Annotated in this window: 19 protein-coding genes; 7 read left to right on the top strand and 12 right to left on the bottom strand. The window is 65.4% G+C overall.

The features are described 5' to 3' along the window. Positions 1-232: 232 nt before the first annotated feature. Positions 233-1,018 (bottom strand): methyltransferase domain-containing protein, encoded by a 786-nt coding sequence (locus BDD21_RS25660; protein ID WP_120799576.1) that lies wholly within the window; start codon positions 1,016-1,018, stop codon positions 233-235. Positions 1,019-1,127: 109 nt separating this feature from the next. Then, positions 1,128-1,898 carry a methanethiol S-methyltransferase gene (gene mddA, locus BDD21_RS25655; RefSeq protein WP_120799575.1) on the bottom strand — a complete coding sequence of 257 codons (771 nt, stop codon included), beginning with the start codon at positions 1,896-1,898 and terminating at the stop codon, positions 1,128-1,130. Positions 1,899-2,255: 357 nt separating this feature from the next. Between mddA and BDD21_RS28950 the strand changes: the two genes are divergently transcribed. Further along, positions 2,256-2,483 carry an OmpA family protein gene (locus tag BDD21_RS28950; protein ID WP_245969841.1) on the top strand — a complete coding sequence of 76 codons (228 nt, stop codon included), beginning with the start codon at positions 2,256-2,258 and terminating at the stop codon, positions 2,481-2,483. A 118-nt stretch (positions 2,484-2,601) separates the two neighbouring features. Here BDD21_RS28950 and BDD21_RS25645 read toward each other — a convergent pair whose 3' ends face one another. Further along, positions 2,602-3,330 carry a hypothetical protein gene (locus BDD21_RS25645; RefSeq protein WP_147431231.1) on the bottom strand — a complete coding sequence of 243 codons (729 nt, stop codon included), beginning with the start codon at positions 3,328-3,330 and terminating at the stop codon, positions 2,602-2,604. Positions 3,331-3,592: 262 nt separating this feature from the next. Here BDD21_RS25645 and hflK point away from each other — a divergent pair, with 262 nt between their 5' ends. Next, the gene (gene hflK / locus BDD21_RS25640; RefSeq protein WP_120799572.1) at positions 3,593-4,651 is read left to right on the top strand and encodes an FtsH protease activity modulator HflK; all 1,059 of its coding nucleotides are present in this window, start codon (positions 3,593-3,595) and stop codon (positions 4,649-4,651) included. Then, complete coding sequence (hflC, locus tag BDD21_RS25635) at positions 4,648-5,634, top strand: protease modulator HflC (RefSeq protein ID WP_120799571.1); 987 nt, start codon at positions 4,648-4,650, stop codon at positions 5,632-5,634. Before hflK ends, hflC begins: the two co-directional genes overlap by 4 nt. Positions 5,635-5,752: 118 nt before the next feature. Here hflC and BDD21_RS25630 read toward each other — a convergent pair whose 3' ends face one another. After that, the gene (locus BDD21_RS25630; RefSeq protein WP_120799570.1) at positions 5,753-9,193 is read right to left on the bottom strand and encodes an HAD-IC family P-type ATPase; all 3,441 of its coding nucleotides are present in this window, start codon (positions 9,191-9,193) and stop codon (positions 5,753-5,755) included. A 289-nt stretch (positions 9,194-9,482) separates the two neighbouring features. On the opposite strand from BDD21_RS25630, the gene BDD21_RS28120 reads away from it, so the two are divergent. Together BDD21_RS28120 and BDD21_RS28435 are read left to right on the top strand one after the other, a co-directional pair. Then, entirely contained in the window at positions 9,483-9,926 is a 444-nt protein-coding gene (locus BDD21_RS28120) for a transposase (protein WP_170164906.1), read from the top strand. Between the two features lie 178 nt (positions 9,927-10,104). Continuing rightward, positions 10,105-10,347: a hypothetical protein gene (locus BDD21_RS28435; RefSeq protein WP_211335170.1), complete on the top strand. Its 243-nt coding sequence runs from the start codon at positions 10,105-10,107 to the stop codon at positions 10,345-10,347. Positions 10,348-10,384: 37 nt separating this feature from the next. Here the strand turns inward: BDD21_RS28435 and BDD21_RS25615 are convergent, their stop codons facing one another. From BDD21_RS25615 to BDD21_RS25580, 8 genes are all read right to left on the bottom strand, one after another. Then, the gene (locus BDD21_RS25615; protein WP_245969839.1) at positions 10,385-11,251 is read right to left on the bottom strand and encodes a shikimate dehydrogenase family protein; all 867 of its coding nucleotides are present in this window, start codon (positions 11,249-11,251) and stop codon (positions 10,385-10,387) included. Between the two features lie 117 nt (positions 11,252-11,368). After that, positions 11,369-11,953 carry a Uma2 family endonuclease gene (locus tag BDD21_RS25610; protein ID WP_120799569.1) on the bottom strand — a complete coding sequence of 195 codons (585 nt, stop codon included), beginning with the start codon at positions 11,951-11,953 and terminating at the stop codon, positions 11,369-11,371. A 207-nt stretch (positions 11,954-12,160) separates the two neighbouring features. Beyond that, a complete protein-coding gene (locus tag BDD21_RS25605; protein WP_120799568.1) occupies positions 12,161-14,692 on the bottom strand; it encodes a PAS domain S-box protein in 2,532 nt (843 codons plus the stop codon). Between the two features lie 377 nt (positions 14,693-15,069). Continuing rightward, positions 15,070-15,816, bottom strand: a complete 747-nt coding sequence (locus BDD21_RS25600; protein WP_120799567.1) for a response regulator — start codon at positions 15,814-15,816, stop codon at positions 15,070-15,072. Positions 15,817-15,928: 112 nt separating this feature from the next. Continuing rightward, positions 15,929-16,477: a hypothetical protein gene (locus tag BDD21_RS25595; protein WP_120799566.1), complete on the bottom strand. Its 549-nt coding sequence runs from the start codon at positions 16,475-16,477 to the stop codon at positions 15,929-15,931. Between the two features lie 99 nt (positions 16,478-16,576). After that, a complete protein-coding gene (locus BDD21_RS25590) occupies positions 16,577-16,777 on the bottom strand; it encodes a hypothetical protein (protein ID WP_120799565.1) in 201 nt (66 codons plus the stop codon). A 332-nt stretch (positions 16,778-17,109) separates the two neighbouring features. Then, positions 17,110-19,827, bottom strand: coding sequence for an MGH1-like glycoside hydrolase domain-containing protein (locus tag BDD21_RS25585; protein WP_120799564.1), 2,718 nt, complete (start codon positions 19,825-19,827; stop codon positions 17,110-17,112). A 10-nt stretch (positions 19,828-19,837) separates the two neighbouring features. After that, on the bottom strand, positions 19,838-20,149 hold the full coding sequence (locus BDD21_RS25580; protein ID WP_120799563.1) for an amylo-alpha-1,6-glucosidase: 312 nt from the start codon (positions 20,147-20,149) through the stop codon (positions 19,838-19,840). A 533-nt stretch (positions 20,150-20,682) separates the two neighbouring features. Here BDD21_RS25580 and ltrA point away from each other — a divergent pair. Both ltrA and BDD21_RS25560 read left to right on the top strand, forming a co-directional pair. Then, positions 20,683-22,017 (top strand): group II intron reverse transcriptase/maturase, encoded by a 1,335-nt coding sequence (ltrA, locus tag BDD21_RS25570; protein WP_120799562.1) that lies wholly within the window; start codon positions 20,683-20,685, stop codon positions 22,015-22,017. A 391-nt stretch (positions 22,018-22,408) separates the two neighbouring features. After that, entirely contained in the window at positions 22,409-23,308 is a 900-nt protein-coding gene (locus BDD21_RS25560) for a hypothetical protein (RefSeq protein ID WP_147431230.1), read from the top strand. Positions 23,309-23,323 lie beyond the last annotated feature (15 nt).

Here is a 23,323-nt window from a genome sequence, read left to right as displayed (position 1 = left end):
TGAGGTTCCGCATCCCCGCGCACCAAGGTCATCATGTTTGGGAAGGGAGCGATCAGCCTGTCGGGGCGACTTCGGACGCCCCGACAGGGCTTGCAGGCATGTGCTTATTCCGGAGCTTCTCCGGGACCGTCCTCAAGTTGGCCGGGACGCGACTGTTCTCTGCCGTCGGGGCCTGCAGAAATGCCGTGTCGCGTGTTTGTTTTATCTCGTCTCTCCGATCGGTTGAAGGGGTTTATTTGACGGCAAAGAAGGTCACGCCGTGGACCTTGAGGTCCTTGGCCACCTTGTCCGCCGCGCTGGTGTTGCGGAAGCAGTCGTAGCAGCCGACCAGCCGCCCGTGACGCAGCCCGACCGACTTGGCGATCGCGGGAAGCTCCTCCTCGACCAAGGCGCCCGCGATGCACGCGGCCCAGAGGTCCGGGTTGGCGCGCGCGTCGAGCGTAAGCTCGCGTGCGACCACCACGTCTGCGAGATACAGGCGTCCGCCCGGCTTGAGCACGCGATGGATCTCGCGAAACACCCGGGTCTTGTCCGGGGCCAGGTTGACCACGCCGTTGGAGATGACGACGTCGATACTCGCGTCCGGAACGGGCAGGGCCTCGTAGCGTCCGCCGCGGATCTCGACGCGATCGGCGAGCCCCGCGAGCTGTGCGCCGAGCTGCGCGCATTCGCGCATCATGGGGGTCATGTCGACCCCGATCGCCCGACCCTCCGGGCCGCTGCGTCGGGCCGCGATCAGCAGATCCGTTCCGGCGCCGCAGGCATGGTCGAGGATCGTCTCGCCCGGATGGATGTCGCCCGCGGCGAAGGGGTTGCCGACACCGGCGAAGCGATCGACGCTGATCGGGGGCAGGGCGGCCAGCTCAGCGGGGTCATAGCCGAGGTAGTCTCGGGCGTAGTCGGGTCCGCGGTGGAAGTGGTAGGTGTCGTAGGGGTCGCGCGCGACCCGGTCGTAGGTCTCGCGGACCTTGTGGCGCAGATACTCGGCGTCGAAATCGATGGGGCTCATAACGGCCATGGTGATCTCTCCTCGGGTTGTTTCGTATCGGGTGGATGGGTGGATCCGTCGTCTCGGTTGCCCCGGTCGGCGCGATCGCCGATCCGCCGAACAGGGCACCGCTGTCATGTCAGTTGCCGTCGCCGACCGGGGCGATCCGGCCGCCGCGACCTTTGCCGCCGAGGCGGGGGATCAACATGGGCACATGCTTGCGATAGCCGGCGTACTCGGGGTGGGCCTTGAGCAGGTCGCGCTCCTCCAGCCGAATGCCGATCAGGATGTAGCCCGTGGTCAGCAGCGCGAACAGCAGGTGTGCCGCGGTCATGGTCGGGGTCGCCCAGAAAACGAAGAGCCAGCCGACATAGAGCGGGTGACGCACCAACCGATAGGGTCCGGGGGTCTTGAAGCGCAGCGGCGTGTAGGGCTTGCCGATGAGCTGCAGCCACACCTGACGCAGGCCGAACAGGTCGAAGTGGTTGATCAGGAAGGTCGCCACCAGCACCGTGACCCAGCCGAAGCCATAGAGACCATAGAGCACGGCCTGACCCGCCGGGTCGGTCACGTTCCAAATGACCCCGCCCATGGGCTGCCACCAAGCGAACAGCGCGATCAGCAGCAGGCTGGCCGTCAAGGTGTAGGTGCTGCGCTCCGCCTCGCGCGGGATGTAGCGGGTGATCCAGCGCTTGAAGGCCGGGCGAGCCATGACGCTGTGCTGCACCGCAAAGATCCCGAGCAGCAGGCTATTGATCAGCGCCGCGGTCCAGAAGGGCACGGTCGGCTCCGAGTCGATCGACTTGGGCACCAAGATGTTTCCGATGAAGCCGATGGCATAGAGAAAGCTGGCAAAGAACACGAGGTAGCTGACGACCCCGTAGGTAAAGACAGTGACACGTTTGAACATGCGGGTCTCCTCCGATCGATCTGCACTGGATCACCGCCGGATGCGTCGCGAGGCGGTGATCGGGGGTTTCCCGGTCGGGATGACGAGGCGCCATGTCCGATCCGGTTGCAGATGAGTCTGGACCGCCGCTGTAACCTGCCGGCTTCCCGCGTGTATCTGGATTGTTGTCGGAGGGTTTCGGTCTATATTCACGACGGAAGGGATGCCGAAGCCCGATGCGGAGAAAGGCATCCGGAAGGATCCCCGATCGCCACCCGCTTCGCTGTGACCGGACGCGACCCCGGTGGCGCAGCAGGGGCTGCGGGTGACTGCGGATTGGGGAACAGCGCCACATGCGGACACGAGTCGCAGTCGGCGTTGAACCTCTATGTCGTCTGTCACACCGACAATGTCGGCGGCTATGAATCCAACCTGAGCCTCTCGCGAGCCCGCGCCGAGGCGGTTGTTGCCGCTCTCGTCGCGCAAGCGGACATTGATCGCGTTCGACTCGTCCCGGCCGGCGTTGCCGATCTTGCGCCCGTCGCATCCAATGCCACCGAATCCGGGCGAGCCATGAATCGGAGGGTCGAGCTGGTCGCGCGATAGCCCGATTCAGGCCGCCTTCGTCACGACGGCAATGGAGGCACGCACCGGTACCGAGCAATGGTGTAAGCCGTCAAAGTGGTGAGCGGCCCGGATCGGAGTCAATCCACTTGGACGCGGTTTAGTGGAGCGCGTTGGCCGGCCACCTCTCCAGGTACTTGCGCATCACGTCCTTGACCGCCTCCGGTACGTTTTGGAAGGTCGCTTGCCGCATTCCGTCGGCCAGGAAACCCGGCATATCGTAAGGCAGCCGTCGGCTCATTTTTTCGAACGTTTGCTCCATGAGCTCCGGGTCGAGCGATCGGGTTGCGGCAATGCCGGCGTTGAGATTGATGACGCGCCAAGGACGCCAGGCGTCACCACGATCCTCGTCGAGTTGCAGCTTCGTCGATGCCGCCTCGATGACCTCCTCCATGAGGCCGCACAAGGATCGGAGATCATCGGTCGCGCTCGTGGCGTTCACGATCATGCCGAAGCCGTCGGCGGTGCCTTCCAGGTTCTCGATGGTGGCGCCGCGACGAGCCACCCAAACCCCCATCGATGCAAACATCCGCGCAACCGTGTCTCTCTTGTCCATGATCTCGACCTTCCGCACCAGGAAGGCGAGACGGTCAAGCAAGTCCAGCCCGTAGGCGCAGAACTCCTGCAGGTGTTCCTGCTCCAGGTGCGCCCCTCCGCTTTCCAATGCCTCGGCGACCGGGAAGAAGTCCGCCAGGGCCCGCGCCAGGTCTATCGGCCCGGATGGGTCCTCCATGATCGTCCGGGCTTCCTCGCTCTTGGCGAGCACCGCCTGCGTGACGTCCAACGCGAGGTCTGCGATGACGTCGTTTTCGATCACAAGGGGTTTCATCGACAAGAGGGATCACCTGCTGGATTAAAAATGGACAAGGTGCAGCGTCTGCGGCCCGCTGGAGTGCGACATCATCACTTGATCGACCGAGTTCGGGATGACTCGGCGCTCCTTCAACCGGGACCGGTTGGAGAAGCCCTCGGACGAGCGGCCGATCGATGCCACCTTCCGAGCCGACTGCCGAGCGAAGACATCCTGCTGATATGATGGTCCGAGTGGATGCCGATCATCCGTGTTCCGCCGTCCAGCAGGAGACCACCCCATGATCCAGTCCGTCAGTCCCCGCGGCAACGGCCAGTCCGTTCCGCCCGACCTCGAGGCCCTGATGGGCACCTTTGTCAGCCGGTTCGGCAAGTCATCGAAGGGGCCGCTGAAGATCGCCGCCGCCGTCGTCATCGTGCTCGCGTTGCTCTGGGGGGTGCTGTCCTCCTGGTATACGGTTCAGCCCGAGGAGCGCGCGGTGGTGAAGCGCTTCGGTGCCGTGATCGGCATCAACGATCCGGGCCTGCACTTCAAGATCCCGTTCGGCATCGACACGGTGCAGTTCGTCGCCACCGAGCGGGTGTTGAAACAGGAGTTCGGCTTCCGCACCACCGGCACCGGGGAGGGCGGGCGTACTACTTACAGCCCCCAGCAGTTCGAGGATGAATCGCTGATGCTGACCGGTGATCTCAACATGATTGACGTGGAATGGGTGGTCCAATACCGCATCAGTGATCCGATCAAATTCCTGTATCAGATGCGCGAGCCGACCCGCACGCTGCGCGACATCTCGGAGTCGGTGATGCGGCGTATCGTCGGCAACATGCTCGGTTCCGAGGTGCTGACGGTCGGGCGCGTCGAGATTCAGCAGAAGGCCGGGGAGGAGATCCAGGCGCTGATGGATGCCTATGATGCCGGGATCCGGATCAATACCGTCGAGATGCAGGACGTGGTGCCGCCGCCGGCGGTACAGCCGGCCTTCAACGAGGTCAACGAGGCCCGTCAGGAGCGCGAGCGGATGATCAACGAGGCGCAGAAGCGCGTGAATCAGGAGATCCCGAATGCCGAGGGGGCGGCGCTGCGCACCGTTGCCGAGGCCCAGGGCTATGCAACCGAGCGGGTCAATCGCGCCGAGGGCGAGAGCGCGCGCTTCTCCGCGGTGCTCGCCGAGTATCAGCAGGCCCCGGCCGTGACCCGCTCGCGGCTGTATCTCGAAACCCTGAACGAGGTGTTGCCGGGGATCGGCCAGGTCCTGGTGGTGCAGGACGGTCAGCTCGGCCCGCTGCCGTTGCTCGAGCTCAATCGCCCAACCCAGCCGGCAACCGGAGGTGGCCAATGAAAGTCGTCCTGATCGCGATTGTCGCCCTGGTCCTGGTCGCCGCCGGTGCCTCGATGCTCTACGCCGTGGACGAGGCGGACCAAGCCATCATCGTGCAGTTTGGCCAACCCATCGGCGGCGTGGTCACGGAGCCCGGCCTGAAGGTCAAGCTGCCGTGGCAGGACGTGCGTTACTTCGACAAGCGTTTGCTGGTCTGGGACGGGGACGTGACGCAGATCCCGACTCTAGGCCGGGAGTTCATCCTGGTGGATACCACCGCGCGCTGGCGGATCGCCGATCCGCTGCTGTTCCTGACCAGTGTCCGCGACGAGGCCGGGGCGCGCACCCGCCTCGACGACATCATCGACTCGGTGGTGCGCGACATGGTCTCATCCACCGAACTCGAGGAGATCGTGCGTTCCAAGGACTGGGAGGTCAATGTCGAGGAACTCGAGGACCCGACCCTGGCCGACCGCAGCGATGTGAACCTCGAGATGCGGCCCAAGCTCGGCCGGGAACTGCTGGAGCAGGAGATCCTGAACCGCGCGCGTGCCTCGATGCCGGAGCTCGGCATCGATCTCGACGACGTGCGCATCAAGCGCGTGAACTACATCGCCTCGGTGCGCCAGCAGGTCGAGCAGCGCATGATCGCCGAGCGCCAGTCCATCGCCGAGCGCTTCCGCTCCGAGGGCCGTGGCCGCAGTCAGGAGATCCTCGGCAATATGGAGCGGGACCTGCGGCGGATCCGCTCCGAGGCCGCGCGCGAGGCCGAGGAGATCCGCGGCGACGCGGATGCCGAGGCGACGCGGATCTATGGTGTCGCGTTCGGTGCCGACCCCGAGTTCTACTCCTTCTTCCGCACGCTGGAGAGCTACCATGCCCTCGGCGCCAACAGCACCCTGATGCTGCGCGCGGACTCCGACTTCTTCCGCTATTTGGAGCAATCTCAGGGGCTCGAACAATCCCAGGGGTTGGAGCAACCCCGGGTGATGCAACAGGAATAACCCGGACAACGGTGCCCGGCAGACCTTGCACGGCCAGCATCCGCGACAGATTGGTGATCACCCATAGCGGCCCATAGCGGCCGCCGGCGCTGAGTCCGGAGCAAACACCAGCTACTCATCAGCCAGCACTCCGGCGCCGCCGGGCGCGCGCCGAGACGGCGCGCGCAACGGCTTTGTCCAGCTCCACGATCAACAGCACGGCCACGCCAATGCCCAGCGGGAGTAGCCAATCCCTTGGTTGCGGCGCGGCGGTGTGGAACCACAGGTGCATGAAGGGGGCATAGACGAACAGTGCCTGCAGCAGCAGCATGATTGAGATCGCGATCCAGACCGCCGGATTGGTCAGCCAGAAGCGCAACCGCAGGCTGGACTCGAGCAGGAAGCGGCTGTTGAGCAGGTAGAAGATCTGCCCCACCACCAGGGTATTCACCGCCATGGTCTGGGCCACCGCCAGCCCTTGCCCGCGGTCCATCTCGTACAGAAAGATCAAGATGGTGGCAACGCCGATGATCAGTGACACCAGCAGGATGCGCCACAGCGCATAAGCGCCGAGGATGGCGGCATCCGGGCGGCGCGGCGGGCGGCGCATGACGCCGGGCTCGGCAGGCTCGAAAGCCAGCGCCAGCGCCAACGTCACCGAGGTGATCATATTCACCCACAGGATCTGCACGGGCGAAAGCGGCAGCTCGAAGCCGAACAGGATCGCGGCGAGGATCACCAACCCTTGGGCGCCATTGGTCGGCAGGATGAACAGGATCGATTTGCGCAGATTGTCGTAGATGGTGCGCCCGGCCTCGACTGCACGGCTGATCGAGGCGAAATTGTCGTCGGCGAGGACGATCTCGGCGGCTTCCTTGGTCGCCTCGGTGCCTTTCATGCCCATGGCCACGCCGACATCGGCGCGCTTGAGCGCCGGTGCGTCGTTGACGCCGTCGCCGGTCATCGCCACGACCTCGCCATTGGCTTGCAGGGCCTTGACGATACGCAGCTTATGCTCGGGGCTGGTGCGGGCGAAGATGTCATGCTCGGCGACCAGACGTCGCAGTTCCGCGTCGTCCGCGGCCTCCAGTTGCGCCCCGGAGATGGCGCCACGGTGCTCGCCGATGCCCATCTCGCGGCCGATGGACGTGGCGGTCCCGAGATGATCGCCGGTGATCATCTTGACCTCGATGCCGGCCGAGTGACAGGTGGCGATGGCCTCGATGGCCTCCGGCCGCGGCGGATCGATGATGCCGACCAAGCCGAGGAAGAGCAGCTCGTCGTCGAGGTCGGCGAGCTGCAGATCGGTCTTATCGGCGTCGCTTGCGCGCGCGGCGGCGGCCAGCACGCGCAGGCCCTTGGCGCTGAGGCGCTCGACCTCGCCCTCCCAAAAGACGCGCTCGAGCGGCTCGGGCTGGCCGTCGACGCCGCGCTGGTGCGCGCAGCGATCGAGCAGGCGATCGGGCGCGCCCTTCATCAGGATGCGCGTGCGCTGCTCCTGTTCTTGCTCTTGCTCCGGTCCCTGCTTTGGCAACTGCTCGAGCGTGGCCATGAACTTATGCTCGGAGTCGAACGGGATCTCGGCCCGGCGCCGGTAGCCGGCGGTGTCGAAGCCGGCCTTCAGCCCCAGGGTACGCAAGGCGCCTTCGGTCGGCTCGCCGATCAGGCGCCATTGCCCCGCGTCCTCGACCACATCGGCGTCGTTGCAGACCGCAAACGCTTCGATCAGGGCCTGCAGGTCGGCATGCTCAGACAGCTCGATGTGTGTGTCGTCGAACGAGAGATGCCCGTCCGGCGCGTAACCCACCCCTGCGATATCGTACTGACCGCGGGTGCTGATCAGGTGGCGCGCGGTCATCTCGTTGCGCGTCAGGGTGCCGGTCTTGTCCGAGCAGATCACCGTCACCGAGCCGAGCGTCTCCACCGCCGGCAGCTTGCGGGTGATCGCGTTGCGCTGCGCCATCTGTTGCACGCCGAGCGCAAGGGTGATCGTCATGATGGCCGGCAAGCCTTCCGGGATCGCCGCCACCGCGAAGCCGATCGCCGCCATCATCAGGTCACCCCAGCCCCATTGGTGGAGCAGCCAGCCGGCCAGGGTCATGCCCGCCGCAAGGCCGAGAATCACGACCGAGAGCACCCGGCCAAAGGCGCCCATCTGGCGGATCAGCGGCGTGACCAGGGTTTGGACCTCGGCGATCATGCGGTTGATGCGGCCGATTTCGGTGTGCGGGCCGGTGGCGGTGACCACGCCGAGGCCGCTGCCGGCAGCCACCAGGGTGCCGGAATAGCCCATGCTGAAGCGATCGCCGATGCCGGCATCATCGCTCACCGGCGCGACGCGCTTGGAGGCCGGCACCGACTCGCCGGTCAGCGCCGATTCCTCGACGCGCAGATTGGCCGCCTCGAGTAGGCGCAGATCGGCCGGGATGCGGTCGCCGGCGCGCAGGCGCACCACGTCGCCCGGCACTAGAAGCGCGGCATCGATCTCGCTCCAAGCGCCATCGCGTCGCACCAATGCGCTCGGCGACAGCATCTTGCGAATCCCGGCCAGCGCCTCCTCGGCGCGCCCTTCCTGGACGAAACCGACGATGGCATTGATCAGCACCACACCCAGGATCACCCAGGTATCGATCCAATGCCCCATGAACGCGGTCGCCATCGCGGCCGCGAGCAGGATGTAGATCAGCACATCGTGAAAATGCTTGAAGAAGCGCTTGATGGGGCCGTCTCGCGGCGGTTCCGGCAGCCGGTTCTCACCGACGGCTTCCAGCCGCCGCGCCGCCTCGTCACCGCTGAGGCCCTGTTCTTGACTGTGCAGGGCCGCCAGCACATCGCTGGCCTCGAGCGCGTGCGGGTCGCCGACAACCGTGCCCTCGGCGGCAGACGGCGGCGCGCGCAAAGACTGCGCATCGGCACGCAGGTCGAAGCCACGCAGGAGCACCAGCGTGAGGATGGCGCCGAGCAGAAACCACTCGGCGCCGATCAGCCAGAGCAACACCGGCAGCCCCAACAGCAGGGTGCGTGTGCCCTGGTGATAGTGGTTGCCGGCGCGATTCAGGGTATCGGCAATGGTCTCGATGGCCAGCCCGCGAAAATGCGCATCGGGAATACTGATCTGCAGCGCGGTCTGGTTGTAGTCACGCACCGCCAGGGCGAAGCGCACGAAGGCGGTGAACAACAGCGCCGCGAGCAGGAGCAATTTGGCCTGCACGGCGGCTTCCCCGGTCGACGCCAGGCTGAGCGCCTGAGACAGGCGCTCGAGTCCCGAGCCTTGCAGCGCGAAGCCGACCACCAGGAGGCCGAGTAAGAAGGTCACGGTGGCGAACAGGCTCGCCGAGAGCACCCAGTTGCGCAGGGTGTTGACCGCCAGGATGCCGTGATCGCCCAGCTCCCGCGTCACCTCCACCCAGGCATGGTGCAGCGCGTTCGCGCGCTCGTGGTAGGAGCGTTCGGGATGCGCGGCGACGAGCCAGCGCAGGTAAAGGTGGTAACCAGCCAGCAGCGCGATGGCGAGTCCATCGGCGATCCAATCCAGGGTCGGGCGGTCAAGGACGGTGAGCAGTTGTTCGATGATGATCATAGAAATCCAGGTCTTGGTCCTCGTTTGGCGACTGCTGCCGGGACAATACAGATTGGTAATGACGAAACGCCCGGGCGGCGACGACCGGCCCGTGGCAGCAGCAGCGACGGATAGCGCTCACCACCAAAGATCAACCAGGTTGACTCTGTCTCGACTTTGGCCATTTCCGAGCCTCGGCGAGAGGGCATCGAGGTGCCCCAGAGCGACAGTGACGGACCCGATCGATGTGGCGGCAGAGGGCCGCGGGCGGTATCGTCCGATGTCGACCAAAACCCGGACATGCCCGCGGATGCTCCCTCTGCCAGCCTCGATTGTATCTGTTCTACAGCCCTTTGCCTGCCTCTTCACCGCGCCGACCCTGGCGCATCTGCACGTCCTGCTGGCGGGAACGCTGCTCGCGCAAGGGCCGCGCACGGTGACGGCGGCGCTGCGGGCGATGGGACTGAACGCGGAGCGGCGCTTCGAGCGTGACCATCGGGTGCTGAATCGGGCGCGCTGGTCGTCGCGGCAGGTGGCGCGGATTCTGCCGGGGCTGTTGCTCGGGATGTTGCCGGCGCAGGTGCCGATCGTGGTGGCGGTCGACGAGACGCTGGAGCGGCGCAAGGGTGCGCGCATTCGGGCGAAGGGGATGTATCGCGATGCCGCGCTCCACCGGCCGGTATCTCAAGTCCCATGCGACCTTCTCGGATTGCCTGGCCTTGGTTCGGCGCACGATCTGGGCCGAGGAGAATGACGCCAACTCACCGCCCGAGGGGGAGATGGTCCTAATTTCGTCCAAGCGCCTCGATCGCCTGCTGGAGCAGCTCGCGGCGACCGCCTAGATTGGCCAAAGTCGAGTCTGTGAGACCTTACACAAACCGTCAGACCAAAATCAACCGCACGACCTTCCGAGCCGACTGCCGGGCACCTCAATGCCGGACCTCGGCATCGATCTCGACGACGTGCGCATCAAGCGCGTGAACTACATTGACTCGGTGCGTCAGCAGGTGGAGCGGCGGATGATCGCCGAGCGCTTCCGCTACGAGGTTACCGGGCCGAGATGCCCGGGAAAAGGCGGCGGGGCAAAGGGTCGGCCCTTGCTGGAAACGCGCCGGTCGACGCGCGGCTACAGACGATTCGTTCCCGAGGGGTGCCTGTTTGCAGGCAGGCCCTGATGTCCTTCAATAGGATCTCATCACGGCCATGCCGGCGTCAGGACATCTCGCCCAATGCCTGCGCGACTGCCCGCTGAAACACTGCCTCATCGGCCGCGATGTTCGTCCAGGCGGTAAAGATCTGCATCGCCAGTTGAACCAGCATGTCGACACCGTCAACCACGGGGCAGCCCTTGTCCTTAGCCGTCCGCAGGAACGGGGTGATGCGCGGATTGGTGATCACATCGACAAGGGTGGTGGCCGGGGTGATCTGGTCCCAATTGATCGGGATGGATTCCAGCTCGGGCGCACAGCCCAGATGCGTGGCGTTCATGAGGATCTGGGTGCCGTCGGGGATCCGCGCTTCGCCGACCCAGGGTCGCCAGACGGCGGGCACGCCCGAGGCGCGGGTGACCGTGGCGGCGACCTCCTCGCCTTGTGCCTGGCGCCGGGTGATGAGGGTCAGGTGGGACGCTCCAGCCCAGGCCAGTTCGACGGCCATGGCCCGCCCGGCACCGCCGGCGCCGAGCATGGCCACTCGCTTCCCTGCGATCGGCGTGACCTTTTCGATGGCCTTGACGACGCCCTTGCCGTCGTTGTTGTGGCCGATCAGCCGGCCCGCATCAATGGTCATGTAATTGGCGGCGCCGATCGCTTGCACATCCGCATCGACCTCGTCGAGGAAGGGGATGGACGCCACCTTGTAAGGCACCGTGATGCACGCCCCTGCGAATCCCAACGCACGGACCCCGGCAATGGCCGCCGGCAACAGGTCTTCCGTGGGGAGGTCGCATTTCCAGAACTGCCAATGAAGGCCGTGGTGGGCGTAGACGGCGTCGAACATGCGGTCGATGGGGTTCTCGGCGACCGGATGGCCAAGCATGGTGGTCAGTTGCTTTTGCGGGGGCAGAGAGAGGATGGACACGGGCGATCTCCAGGAGCGGATCAGGGTCGAGTTGTGCTTTAACCGGTTGGATTAAAAGCCGGTCAGGTACCTGCAGCTCAGCCGGTGAAATGCACAAGACGGGCATCGGATTCTCATTCACGTGCCACCGTCGTTCACCAGTGCGCCAAGCTCCAGTTCCACGCCGTCCAGCATCGCGGGGCTGATCCGATACGGCGGGCCAAGCTGAAAAGACGTTCGGTAGACGCCGTTCTCGGGGGCTCGGTGGACCCAGATGGCGCGCGCAGGGATGTCGATGAGCCAGACCTCGGGGATACCGTGGCGGGCGTACAGCGGCAGTTTTCGGTTGCGGTCGTAGCGGACGCTGCTGTCGGCGACCTCGATGACCAGAAGGACATCTTCGGCCTGCGGATGATCCGAGCTGTAGAAGTCGTCCCGCGGCTCGAGGATCGCGATGTCGGGCTGAGGTGCGCTGAGATCACCGAGGAGGATCGGGTTTTGGGTGGAGACGACGGCCCGCCGTCCGATGGCCTCGATGAGCAGCAGGGTCAGTCGCGTGGTGCGACTGGCGTGAGGCGGTGCGATCGGCGGCATGTCGATCATTTCTCCTTCGATCAGCTCGATCCTCGCCTCCGGGTCGAGCACGCCGGCCTCGCCCATGCGGAAGAACTCCTGCGTGGTGACAGGATGCGGACGCGGGGGTGGCAATGCGTTGGCGTGCATGAGGTTTTCGCTCTGGGCTCGTTGACCGGCGATGTGCTCGAGGTTAGCCGGTCGGCGGGAGGGAGACAAGGGCAGTCCGCGCAGGTTGGTGTGAGCAATAGCGAACCCCGGGGGAAACAAAAGGGGCTGGGCTCAAGGTCTGCGGGGATCCCGGAGGGTGGCTACGCGCGACGGAGGCGCCCCGACCTCGCCACCGCGCTTCCGGATTCAAGTCAGCAGGTCCCTCAGCAACGCCCCCAGCGCAGCCACGTCCACTGGCTTGCGAACCAAGGCACGGACACCGGCATCTTCGACCTCCCCGGCATCCAGGGCATCGGCGTTGCCGGTATAGAGGATGATGGGCAGATCGGGGTGGGTCGGACGGATCCGTCGGATCAGCTCGAGCCCCGTCATCCGCGGCATGGCCTGGTCGGTGATGACCAGATCGAAGGGTTCCGTCGCAGTGGACAGGGCGGCGAAGGCCTCCTCGCCGTTCATCACCAAGACGACATCGAGGCCCCGATCCTCCAAGACGTCGAGCATCAGCCCGCCGGCCAGGTCGTCGTCATCGACGAGGAGAACGCGACCCCGCAGGCGTGCCGGCGCGGGTGTCGGGTCCGATTCGGTCGATTGCGACTTCGGCACCGTCGTGTCCTCGATCGCGATGGGCGGAAAGAGAACCCTGAAGAGGGTCCCCTCGCCGAGGGCGCTCTCCACGCAGAGATGTCCGCCGTACTCATGCACGACGCCGTGCACCACGGCGAGTCCCATGCCGCTGCCCTGACCGCTCGGTTTGGTGGTGAAGAAGGGCTCGAACAGCCGATCCAGGTGCACGGGGTCGATCCCGCATCCCGTGTCTTTCACCCTCAGGACCAGATAGTCGCCCCGGACCTTTTGCCGGCAGGAGGAGCAGACGGTGCCGCCGAGATGCTCGCGGGCGAGTTCGATCTCCAGACGACCGTTGCCCGACATGGCGTCGCGCGCATTAATGCACAGATTGACCAGGATCTGCTCGACCTGGACCGGGTCCAGATTCACCCGGGGCAGGCCGGGCGGCAGCCGTGTTTCGATCTCGACCTCGGCGGCGAGGGTCGCGCCCAGAAGCCGCAGCGTCTCGCGCACCAAGGGCGCCAGGTCGAGCGGACGCGGGTCGCCGCGCCGGCCGCGGCTGAAGGTGAGGAGCTGTTGGATAAGGTCCCGGGCGCGCTGGCTCGCCCGCTGGGCGCGGTCGAGATACCGGTCGAGCTTCACATCCCCGTGGTCGCGCGTCAGCTCTTGGGCCAGGGTCACATAGCCCATGGCGCCGGTCAGGATGTTGTTGAAGTCGTGGGCGATGCCCCCGGCCAGATGGCCGATCGCCTCCATCTTCTGGGCCTGGCGCAGTTGCGCTTCGAGTCGGGCGTGCTCCTCCTCGGCGAGCTTGCGCGCGGTGATGTCGCGCAGATAGCCGACAAAAAAGTCGCCTTCCGGTCCTTGCGCCCGGTCGATGGCAAGCTCGACGGGCAGCTCGCTGCCGTCGGCGCGACAGGCGATGACCTCCACGCGTCGGCCCAGCATGGGGCCTTGGCCGTCTTGGCGATAGCGCTCCATGCCTGCGCGGTGGGCGTCGCGGAAGCGCTCGGGGACGATCAGGTTGGCCAGCGGTCGGCCGATCGCCTCCTCGCGGCGATAGCCGAAGGTCTGCTCCGCGGCCGGATTGAAGGCGATGATGTTGCCTGCGCCGTCCATGCCGATGACGGCGTCCAGGGCGGCCTCGACCGTGGCTCTCAGGGTCTCCTCGATGCGCTTGCGCTCGGTGATCTCGCGGGTGATGGCGACCAGCCGGTCGATGCCGCCGAGGGTGGTGCGTTTGAGGGTCACCTCGTCCCAATGCAGGCTGCCGTCCTGGTTGCGACGGTGCCATTCGAAGCGCTGCGGCTCGCCGGCGCTCGCCAACCCGATCCATCGGGCGGCACCGGCCTGATCGTAGGGCGGGATGCCGGAAGAGAGTTGCGCGGGATTGAGACGGACCATCTCCTCGTGTGCATAGCCGTAGATCCGGCAGGCCGCGGGGTTGGCGTCGCAGATCGCCCCGGTTGCCAGGTCGTGAACGAAGATGGCGTCCTCGGCGGCCTCGAAGATGGCGCGATAGCTCGCCTCGGAGCGTTGCCGATCGAGCTCGGCCGCGGCCCGGACCGAGTAGATCTGCAGGACCGCCTCGATCAGCCCGGGGTCGGTCAAGGGCTCGCGATGCAGGAGTGCGACCAGACCGATGGGACGCTTGGCCGAGTCCAGGAGGGGATAGCCCGCGTAGGCGACGGCTCCGAGGTCGCTCAGCATGGTGTCGCCCGGGAAGTGCCGCGAGAGATCATCTCCGATGAACTGGAAGCCCTTGTCCAGCACCCGTCGGCAGGGTGTACCGGCCAGCCCGTATTCCAGATTGGGCATGGCTTGGCCACGATTGCTGACGGCGCGGGTGCCGACATGGGTGTCGCAACCGGCCGGCAGCTCGCTGATGAAGGCCATGTCGACCCCGAGGGTCTGGGTCAGCGAGTCGACGATCGTTTGGAAGAGGGTCTCGCCGCTGGCTGCGCAGACCCCGAGGGCGACATGCCGCAGGGCCTGCTCGATCCGTTCGCGGGTGGGCCGGTCCATGACCTCCGACGCCGGTTGCGGCTCGGGTGCTTGCCCGGACAGCCGCAGCGAATCGGCGCCTGCGGTTTGCCGGCCGCCCTCGTCGTGCGCGTGGCCGGCGCTCTGATCGATGTCGTGTGCCCGCATGGTTGAGCGACTCCGTCTCCGGATGGCATCGGATCTCTTAAACCGCGCCCGGTGCGGTATGCGTCATGCGTTAGAATGGCTTGGCCGCGCCAGCTCCGACGACTGTCGGAGCCGGCGCGGTTTAAAGTCATAAAAAGATTAAATTTTAAACCGCGTCTCGCCAAGATCGAGGAAGCCCCCGACGCTGAACACAGCGTGAAAATGACGCATTTCGCTCTGGACGCGGTTTAACGCTGAGTCTAGCACCGGGCAAACGGCCTAAGCGGCAGCTTCACAAAGGGGTGACAAAGGGGTGACAAAGGGATAACAAAGGATACAAAACCGAAACAAACTTGAACCGTCCCTTGGCCGAAACCGGGTCGTTGTCGACCCCCGGCTCAGCCGGGTCTTGCGGGGACAAACATATACCCGTGCCCCCGAACCGTGCGGATGAGCGCCGGATGCTCGGGGTCGGGCTCGATCTTGCGCCGCAGGCGGGCGATGCGGATGTCGATGCTGCGATCGTAGGGGGACCAGTCGCGATTCTGGGTGATGGAGAGGATCTGATCCCGTGTCAGCGGTCGGTTCGGGCGCTCGACGAACAGCTTGAGCAGCTCGAACTCCATCGAGGTCAGCGGCAGCTCGGCACCGTCCGGATCGAAGAGCTGTCGGGTATCGAGATCGAGCCAGCAGCGTCCCAAGAGGATGCGTCGCGTCTCGGTCTCGGCGGGGAGCGTCGCATCGGCGGACCGGGGTGCGGTTCGCCGATACCGGCGACAGATCCCTTTCAGTCTGGCCTTCAGCTCACGCAGGTCGAAGGGCTTGGCGAGATAGTCGTCGGCGCCGACCTCGAGACCTACGATCCGGTCCAGGGTCTCTCCGGCGCCCGAGACCATGATGATGCCGATGTCCAGCCGTTCCCGGATAAAACGGGCGAGGGTGAGCCCGTCCTCGCCGGGCAGTCCCACGTCCAACAGGACGACCTCGGGTGATTGGGTTTCGAGCAGGCCGCGTGCAGTGCCCGCGTCCGGGGCACACAGGACGCGGTAGCCCTGTCCCGACAGATAGTCCTCGATGAGGTCGCGCACGTCCGGGTCGTCGTCGACCACCAGCACGACCGGGGATTCAAGCGATGTGTCGTTCATCGGGTTGCCCCGCGTCTTGTCTGCGATCAGCGGTCAGTCGTCCGCCTTCGGCCAGGACGCCCCGGCGCGCGTGAAGGACTCCAAGTCCGCTTGCGTGAAAAGAGTATAGCAGTCAACCAACCGGCTCCGGTCGCAGGGCCTGCGTGGACGCCGGGCGAGGGGGTGCATGCAGAGGGCGACCGATGCTCCGATGCGGACGCGGTAAGCGGGCGCGATCGTCTCGGGCCGGCGTCGGCCTCGGCAGCCGCGTGGCGTCCTGCTGCCGGAAGACCAGCCCCAGTCCGACCCAGCCCGCCGGCCGAAGCCGCTCCCCCGCGCGCAGTCCGGCGATCAGCATCGTCATCTGGATCGAGCCCGCCAGGATCAGTGCGCCCGGCCCGGCGCCGAGCGCGAGATAGGCGAAGGAGAAGCAGATCATATAGACGGACATGGCGGCGGCCGCGACCCAGTCGGGCCGAGCGGGCGTCGCCGCACGTCTCGCCAAGGCCGCCAAGGGCAGGAGGACGAGTGCGCCCGAGCCGAGCCCAATCAGGGTGAAGCTCGCCGCGTCGATCATGCCCTCGCCCAGGGCCATGCGGCAGAGCAGGGAGTTCGCGGCGAAGGCGATCATCGCCAAGGCGGTCAGGCCGATGGTCTTCGGGGTTGGCGAGGTCGGGTGCATGAGTCTGTCTCCGGGGGCAGAGCGGGGTCGATGACGCGGACACGCGCGGCGCAGCGGTGCCGACCGAGGTCGTCACCGCCGAGGCAGCGGTGCGTGTCGTCAGTGGATGGATCGGCTCGAACCGCCGAAGGGGATCGGGCGCGCGTCGTGGAGGAGTCGTGCATCGGCCCGACATTCCGGGCAGTAGATCCGCTGGTACTTCTCCCACCAGTAGAACTCGGGTGTGGGGTAGGTCCGTTGCAGCTCTTGCGAGCCCCACCATTCGCGACCGGCTTTGGTTTGCAGCTGTTGAACGGTCATCTTGGGCCTCCTCGGTGATCTGGCGTGATCGACTTGCTTACCGAGAAGACTAGGCGGCGGAGGTATCGGGCGGGTTTCGGCGGGTCGTCGTCTTGCTTTCGGGCTGTTGTGTTTCTGTATCGCCATGAAACAGGCAGGTGTCGGCGTTTCGGCTGTGCCGGCCTACCGATGCCCGGCGACGGGGCTGTTCGGAGTACGACGGCGGCCTGAGGCGAATTCCGGAAATCGTGATGTCGAGCCGCACGAAGCACAAGCGAGCGTCGGAAGACGTTGTGCTTCCTATCGTCAGCACACCCTACGGGGATCGAATGGTCAGGGAATCGCCTTGGCCGTCACGCAAGCTCGTCGATCGGCGCGGCCTCGGTCCCGCGGTCCAGCCCGCTCCAAGGGGTGATGTCCTTCCTATAGCGGCGCATCACCAGGTTGGCGAGCAATCCGGTCCACCCGGTTTGGTGCGAGGCGCCGAGGCCCTCGCCGGTCTCGCCGTGGAAATACTCGTGGAAGCTCAGCAGGTCGCGCCAGTGGACGTCCTCATGCAGATGACCCTCGCGCACGAGTGCCGGGGGCGGCGAACCGTTCGGGGGTCGGTAGAGATCGACGAGGCGCTCGGCGATCAAGGTGGCGATCTCGGCGAGATTGAGCCGTTGGCCGTCTTTGCAGGCGACCGGGACCTGAAAACCGGGTCCGAGAAAGCGGTGGTACTTCTCCAGCGCATGCACGAGCGAGTAGTTGGTCGGCAGCCACACGGGGCCGCGCCAGTTGGAATTGCCGCCGAACAGGGGCGAGTTGGACTCGCCGGGGACGTATTCCATCAGCGCATCGCCGATGCCGGGGATACGGCCGAGATGGGTCTGGGTTGCGTGGATGCGGCTGACGCTGCGGATCCCGAAGCGCGAGAGGAACTGTTCCTCGTCGAGCAGACGTTCCAGGATCCGCGGCAGCATGGTGTGATCGACCAAGGCGAGCAGGTGCTCGCCGCGGTCGTTCTCCCAGTCCGGACAGAGACAGACGGCGCTGCCGCGGAAGAGTCCACCCTGGTGTTCTCCCAGCAGGTCGGCGAAGCGCGGGGCATTGGCGAGGAGCCGCCGGTCGACGATCTCGGCGGCGAAGAGTGGGATGAGGCCGACCCAGGAATAGACCTCGATGCGGTGACCGACCCCGTCCGGCGTGACCAAAAGGTCCATGAAGAAGCCCTTTTCCTCGTCCCAGAGCGAGGGCATTCCGGTCTCCGCGTTGCCGGCGATCGCCTCGCCGATCGCGAGGAACTGCTTGTAGCAATGGATCGCCATCGCCTCGTAGTTGCGGTCCTTGGCGCAGAGCTCGAGTGCGATCAGCGTCATGTCGAGACTGAACATGGCCATCCAGCCGGTCGCATCGGCCTGTTTGAGGCTGTAACCGGGCGGGAGCGGGCGCGAGCGGTCATAGACCGAGATGTTGTCGAGTCCGAGGAATCCGCCTTCGAAGAGGTTGTGTCCGTCGGCATCCTTGCGGTTGATCCACCAGGCGAGGTTGAGCAGAAGCTTGTGGAAGACGCGCTCGAGAAAATCCAGGTCGCCCGTGCCGCGCTGCACCCGCTCGGCGCGGAACACCTTGAGTGCGCCTTGCGCGTGAACCGGCGGATTGGCGTCGTCGAAACCCCACTCGTACGCCGGGATCTGACCGTTCGGGTGCAGATAGCGATCCGAGAGCATCAGCTCGATCTGATCCTTGGCGAAGTCGACATCCAACAGGGCCAGGGCAGGGCAGTGATAGGCCAGGTCCCAGGCGGCGAACCAGGGATATTCCCAGGCGTCCGGCATCGAGATGATGTCGTGCGCCTTGAGATGGCGCCAATGCCGATTGCGTCCCTGCCGGCGTGATTGGGGCGGCGGGAGCTGATCGCCGCTGAGCCAGCGTTCGACGTCGTAGTGATAAAACTGCTGGGTCCAGACCATGCCGGCGAGGGCTTGGCGGAGGATGCGGTGGTCCGTCGCGCTCGCCTCGGGCAGGAGATCGTCGTAGAAGACGGTGGTCTCGGATTGGCGGATGGAGAGCGTGCGCTCGCTGCGCGCGAAGGGATCGGCGAGCGGCTCGGCGCTGAGCACGAGATCGACCATGGCGTGCTGCTGCGGGCCGACCGTCCAACGGCCCCAGGCCGCGCACTTGGTACCGGTGAGCGCCGGATTGACCGCTGCCGTGTCGCCCTGAACCACGCGACGGTGAAAGGCATCCTTGACGTAGGGTGAAGGGTTGGGACTACCCCAGAGAAGCTCGGCGTTGGAGAGGTTCTCGGTGAAGAGGAGCTCGGCGGGATGGGTGCCGTAGAGGTGATAGGTGCCGAGCGTCGGGTGCTCCGCCTCGATCGCCCAGGCGGCGCCGTTCGGGGCGGTTGCCGCCCGCAGCATTGGAGTCTGCGCACCCTCGTCCCATGACCAGGTGTTGCGGAACCAGAGGGTCGGTAAGAGATGGATCTCGGCGGTATCCGGGCCGCGGTTCTTCAGATAGATGCGGATATGGATCTCGCGCGGGCCGGCCTTGGCGTAGAACACATCGACGTCCCAATAGCGTTGCTCGTCGAAGCAGCCGGTGTCGGTGAGCAGGTAGGGCGGATCCTCGCGCGTGCGCCGGGCGTTCTCCTCGATCAGCTCGCGATAGGGGAAGGGCGCTTGCGGATATTTGTAGAGATAGCGCAGATAGCTCGCCGTGGGCAGCGCATCCCGGTAGAACCAGCACTCCTTCACGTCCTCGCCGCGATTGCCCTGCGGTCCGGTGAGCCCGAAGGCGCGCTCTTTCAGAAAGGGGTCGCGTTCGTTCCAGAGTGCGAGCGCGAAGCAGAGTCGCTGCTCGCGATCGCAGATGCCGCCGAGCCCGTCCTCGCTCCACCGATAGACGCGCGAGCGCGATTGCTCATGCGTGAAGTGGTCCCAGGCGTTGCCGTCGGCGCTGTAATCCTCGCGCACCGTTCCCCAAGCGCGCTCGGCGAGATAGGGGCCCCAGAGACGCCAGTCGACGGTGCCGAGGTGCGCCTCTTCCAGGCGTTCGCGCTCGGCGTTGATCGGGCCTTCGCTCACTTGAGTCTCCTTAAACCGCGTTCAGAGCGAGATGCTCATTTTCGAGTGAGTTCGACGTTTGCTGCATCCACAACCCTTGGCGGGGACGCGGTTTAGTGAAGAACATGCGCGCGCCCTCGCCGTCCGCGCCGTCGATAACATCTTGGAAACCCATGCCATCCGTGCGCACGAATCGGGCAAAACCGGGGCGCGTCCGATCCGCAGCGCAGCGATAGCGCTGCGGATCGCGACCTAGTCGCTCGGCGAAGTCGGCCATCACCCGCAGCACGTGATACCAGAGCGCATTGATCTCCACCGGCTTGCCGATCCTCGGCGTCACCATCCAATCCAGTTCCGGGGACAGTGCGGCCTGGCAAGGCTGCGTATTCTAGCGGGTGGGACCCCCGTCCGGGTAATCGCTAGCCACGAGCCCGGTATCGAGCCTTGCGGCGCGGCTGGTAACAGGCGCGTCGATGCGTAGGCACGAAAGCAGGCGAGGTGTAAGGGTAACGGGTGGAGCCGACCTTGAAGGTATTGAGCCCCGAAAAGAACATGGGTGAGTGCCGACGGGTTTGTCCCCCCGGCAGGCAACAGACCGTGACGCGCTGTGGCGAGTGGCACGGGAACTCCCCGGGGTCCGAGACCACATCGAGCCTGACATCGAGAGTACGCGGTAACCAGGGAGATCCGTGTATCGGTCCGCCGGAGGCGGGCACCCGCGAACAAGTGTCAAAAGCGAGGACGCGGGCAGCGATGCGCGGAAGTCGGAGCCACCTGGAGTAGCGTTGATACCCGGTAATGCGGGTGGAGCGAAGGGGTGGCGGTTTGAGACAACGCAAGAGTGAAACACGGCCCTACACCGAGAGGACTCTGACCGTGACCAGCAAGCTTGAGCGTTTCACACTGAAGGCGCACGCGGAGCCGCACACGCGGTTCACGTCCCTGATGGGCATGCTGTTTGACCCGGAGGGGTTGCGCGAAAGCTTCGAGCGCCAGGACGGACGCAAGGCGCCCGGAGTCGACGGGGTCAGGAAGGACGACTATGCAGTGGGTCTGGACGCGCGTCTGGAGGATCTGTCGGCACGGATTCGCCGTCTGGGGTACCGGCCGCTGCCGGTGCGGCGCACCTATATCCCGAAAGGGGACGGCCGCTATCGGCCGTTGGGGGTGCCGAGCTTCGAGGACCGCCTGGTCCAAGATCGCCTCGGCCGCATCCTTCAGGCTATTTGGGAGCCGGAGTTTCGGGACTGCTCGTTCGGGTTTCGGCCGGGCCGCAGCGCGCACGATGCGCTGCGCCGGGTGGCCGAGGTCATCACCAACGGGCGCACGCAGTGGGTGGTGGAGGCGGACATCAAAGGCTTCTTTGACCATCTGTCACACTCCCACCTCATGGAATTCCTGGAGCACCGCATCGGCGATCCCAATCTGTTGCGGATCGTGCGGCGGTTCCTGAAGGCCGGCATCATGGAAGACGGCGCGTTCACGGCGAGCGACGAAGGCGCCCCGCAAGGGGGTCTGGTCTCGCCCGTGCTCAGCAATATCTACCTGCATTATGTGCTCGACCTCTGGTTCGAGAAACGGTTTGCGGGGACCTGCACGGGGCGGGCGTACCTGATTCGCTATGCCGACGACTACGTGGCCTGCTTCGAGCACGAAGGCGATGCACGGGCCTTTCTCACCAAGATGACCGCACGTCTGGCGCAGTTCGATCTGGAGGTCGAGCCGAGCAAAACGGCACTGCTGCGTTTCGGCAGCGACCAGCTGGGTCGGACGCGGGCGGAGACGTCCGAACCGCGGACCTTCAGCTTCCTCGGCTTCACCCATTATGTCGGGAAGAGCCGGACGGGGCGTTTCGTCGTCGGGCGCAAGACCGACGGCAAGCGGGTGCGCAAGAAGCTCGCGCTCTTGAACGAGCGCTTGCGCGGGCTGCGGGCGCAAGGCGGACGGGCGATGGTGGCATACCTGATCCGGCATCTGCGCGGACACATCCAGTATTACGGTGTGAGCGGCAATAGCCGGGGCGTATCGGGTTACCTCTACGCCGCGACGGGCCTGTTGTTCAAATGGCTCAACCGGCGCAGCCAACGGCGTTCGTTGACCTGGAAGCGCTTCTACGCGGTCATCAAGCCCATGCTCCCGACGGCGCGGATCATTCACGACCTCTACCCCGTCCCTTGGTGGAAGACTCAAGCTGGGAGCCGGATGGTGTAACACTCCAAGTCCGGTTCTGCGAGGAGCCGGGAACGAACCGTCGTATGGCCGAGATCATGTGGCACCGCCGGGAAACCAGGCGGCAAACAGAGAACACAAACGTCAGCCTAACCGATGGCAAGGACCCGGCTTACTCTCCGTTTACTCAATTCCTGGACGAAATCCGTCGGATCGGTTAGAACGCGGAACTCGGATTCATTGGCTTGGGTATCTTTGACAGAAGCGCTTTATAGCGTTCCTGATGGATGAGCTGCATCTCATCGCTGGATGACGTTGACGACGAACGGGCAGCGTGCTGGCGTAAGCCTAGATCTACTTGATCGAATCGCCTCAGGCTGTCGGCGACGACGAAGAGGCTCGATGCAATCATCAACAGGCGAACTCTGACATCTTGACCAAAGTCTTGGCCGGGATCCTGCTGCTCGGGTCCGGGGCGGCATCGGCAGCATCGTCGGTGCCGCTCGGGTTCAGTGTCCTGCCCGAGCAGGTGCATCGCTGGGAGGAGGCTGTTTCACTGGTCGTGAGCCAGGAACTGGCGCCGATCCGCACCGATATTCATCTCGGCCATCAGCCGCGTGCACGCTGGTTCGTTGCCTTGCCGCTCGGGCCAGACATCGCTCGGCTGCCGCCGGCGCCGATCCTGACCCTCAACGTCGCCAATCTGGATCTGGTGGAGCTGGCCTATCTCGCTCCCGACGGCAGTCTGGCCCCTCATCGCCCGCGCACCGGCGACACCTTGCCCTTGGGGCAGCGCGACCTGATCGGTGCGACCCTGGCGTTTCGGCTCGACCCCGACCTGCTCGTCGACCACGCGTTGATGCTGCGGGTCGCCACCATCGGCCAGCTCAGCCTGCTGCCGGGACTGACCGATGCGGCGAGCTTCGAGCTGGAGCAGGCCCGTAGCCTATTGACCGGTGGAATGCTGGCGGCCTTGGCGGGCCTGTTTGCGTTGCTGATGCTGTTCGCTTGGGTTGAGACCCGCGACCGGCGCTTTCTTGCCTTCGTGATGCTCAGCGTGCCGTTCGGCGGTGACCGGGCTGGCGACCATCGGTCAACTGGCCTATTTCCTGCCGAGCATCCCCGCCTGGGTGACCGGCCGTGTCTCCAGCGTCTTGGGCTATCTGATCAGTGCCGCGCTGATTTTTTCGTTTTACCTCATCGTCTGGCCGCCGCCGTCCCCCTGGAGACTGCGGCGTTTTTGGTTCGCCATTGGCTGGCTGGTACTCCTGCTCGCGCCGATCGGACTGACCGATCTGCCCCCGTCGGTCGCCTGGTTCAACAACAGCGTTAAACTCGCCTTTATCGC

Source organism: Thiocapsa rosea (assembly GCF_003634315.1).
In the GTDB taxonomy this organism is placed as follows: Bacteria; Pseudomonadota; Gammaproteobacteria; order Chromatiales; family Chromatiaceae; genus Thiocapsa; species Thiocapsa rosea.
This window is presented reverse-complemented; position numbering and strand designations above follow the sequence as displayed.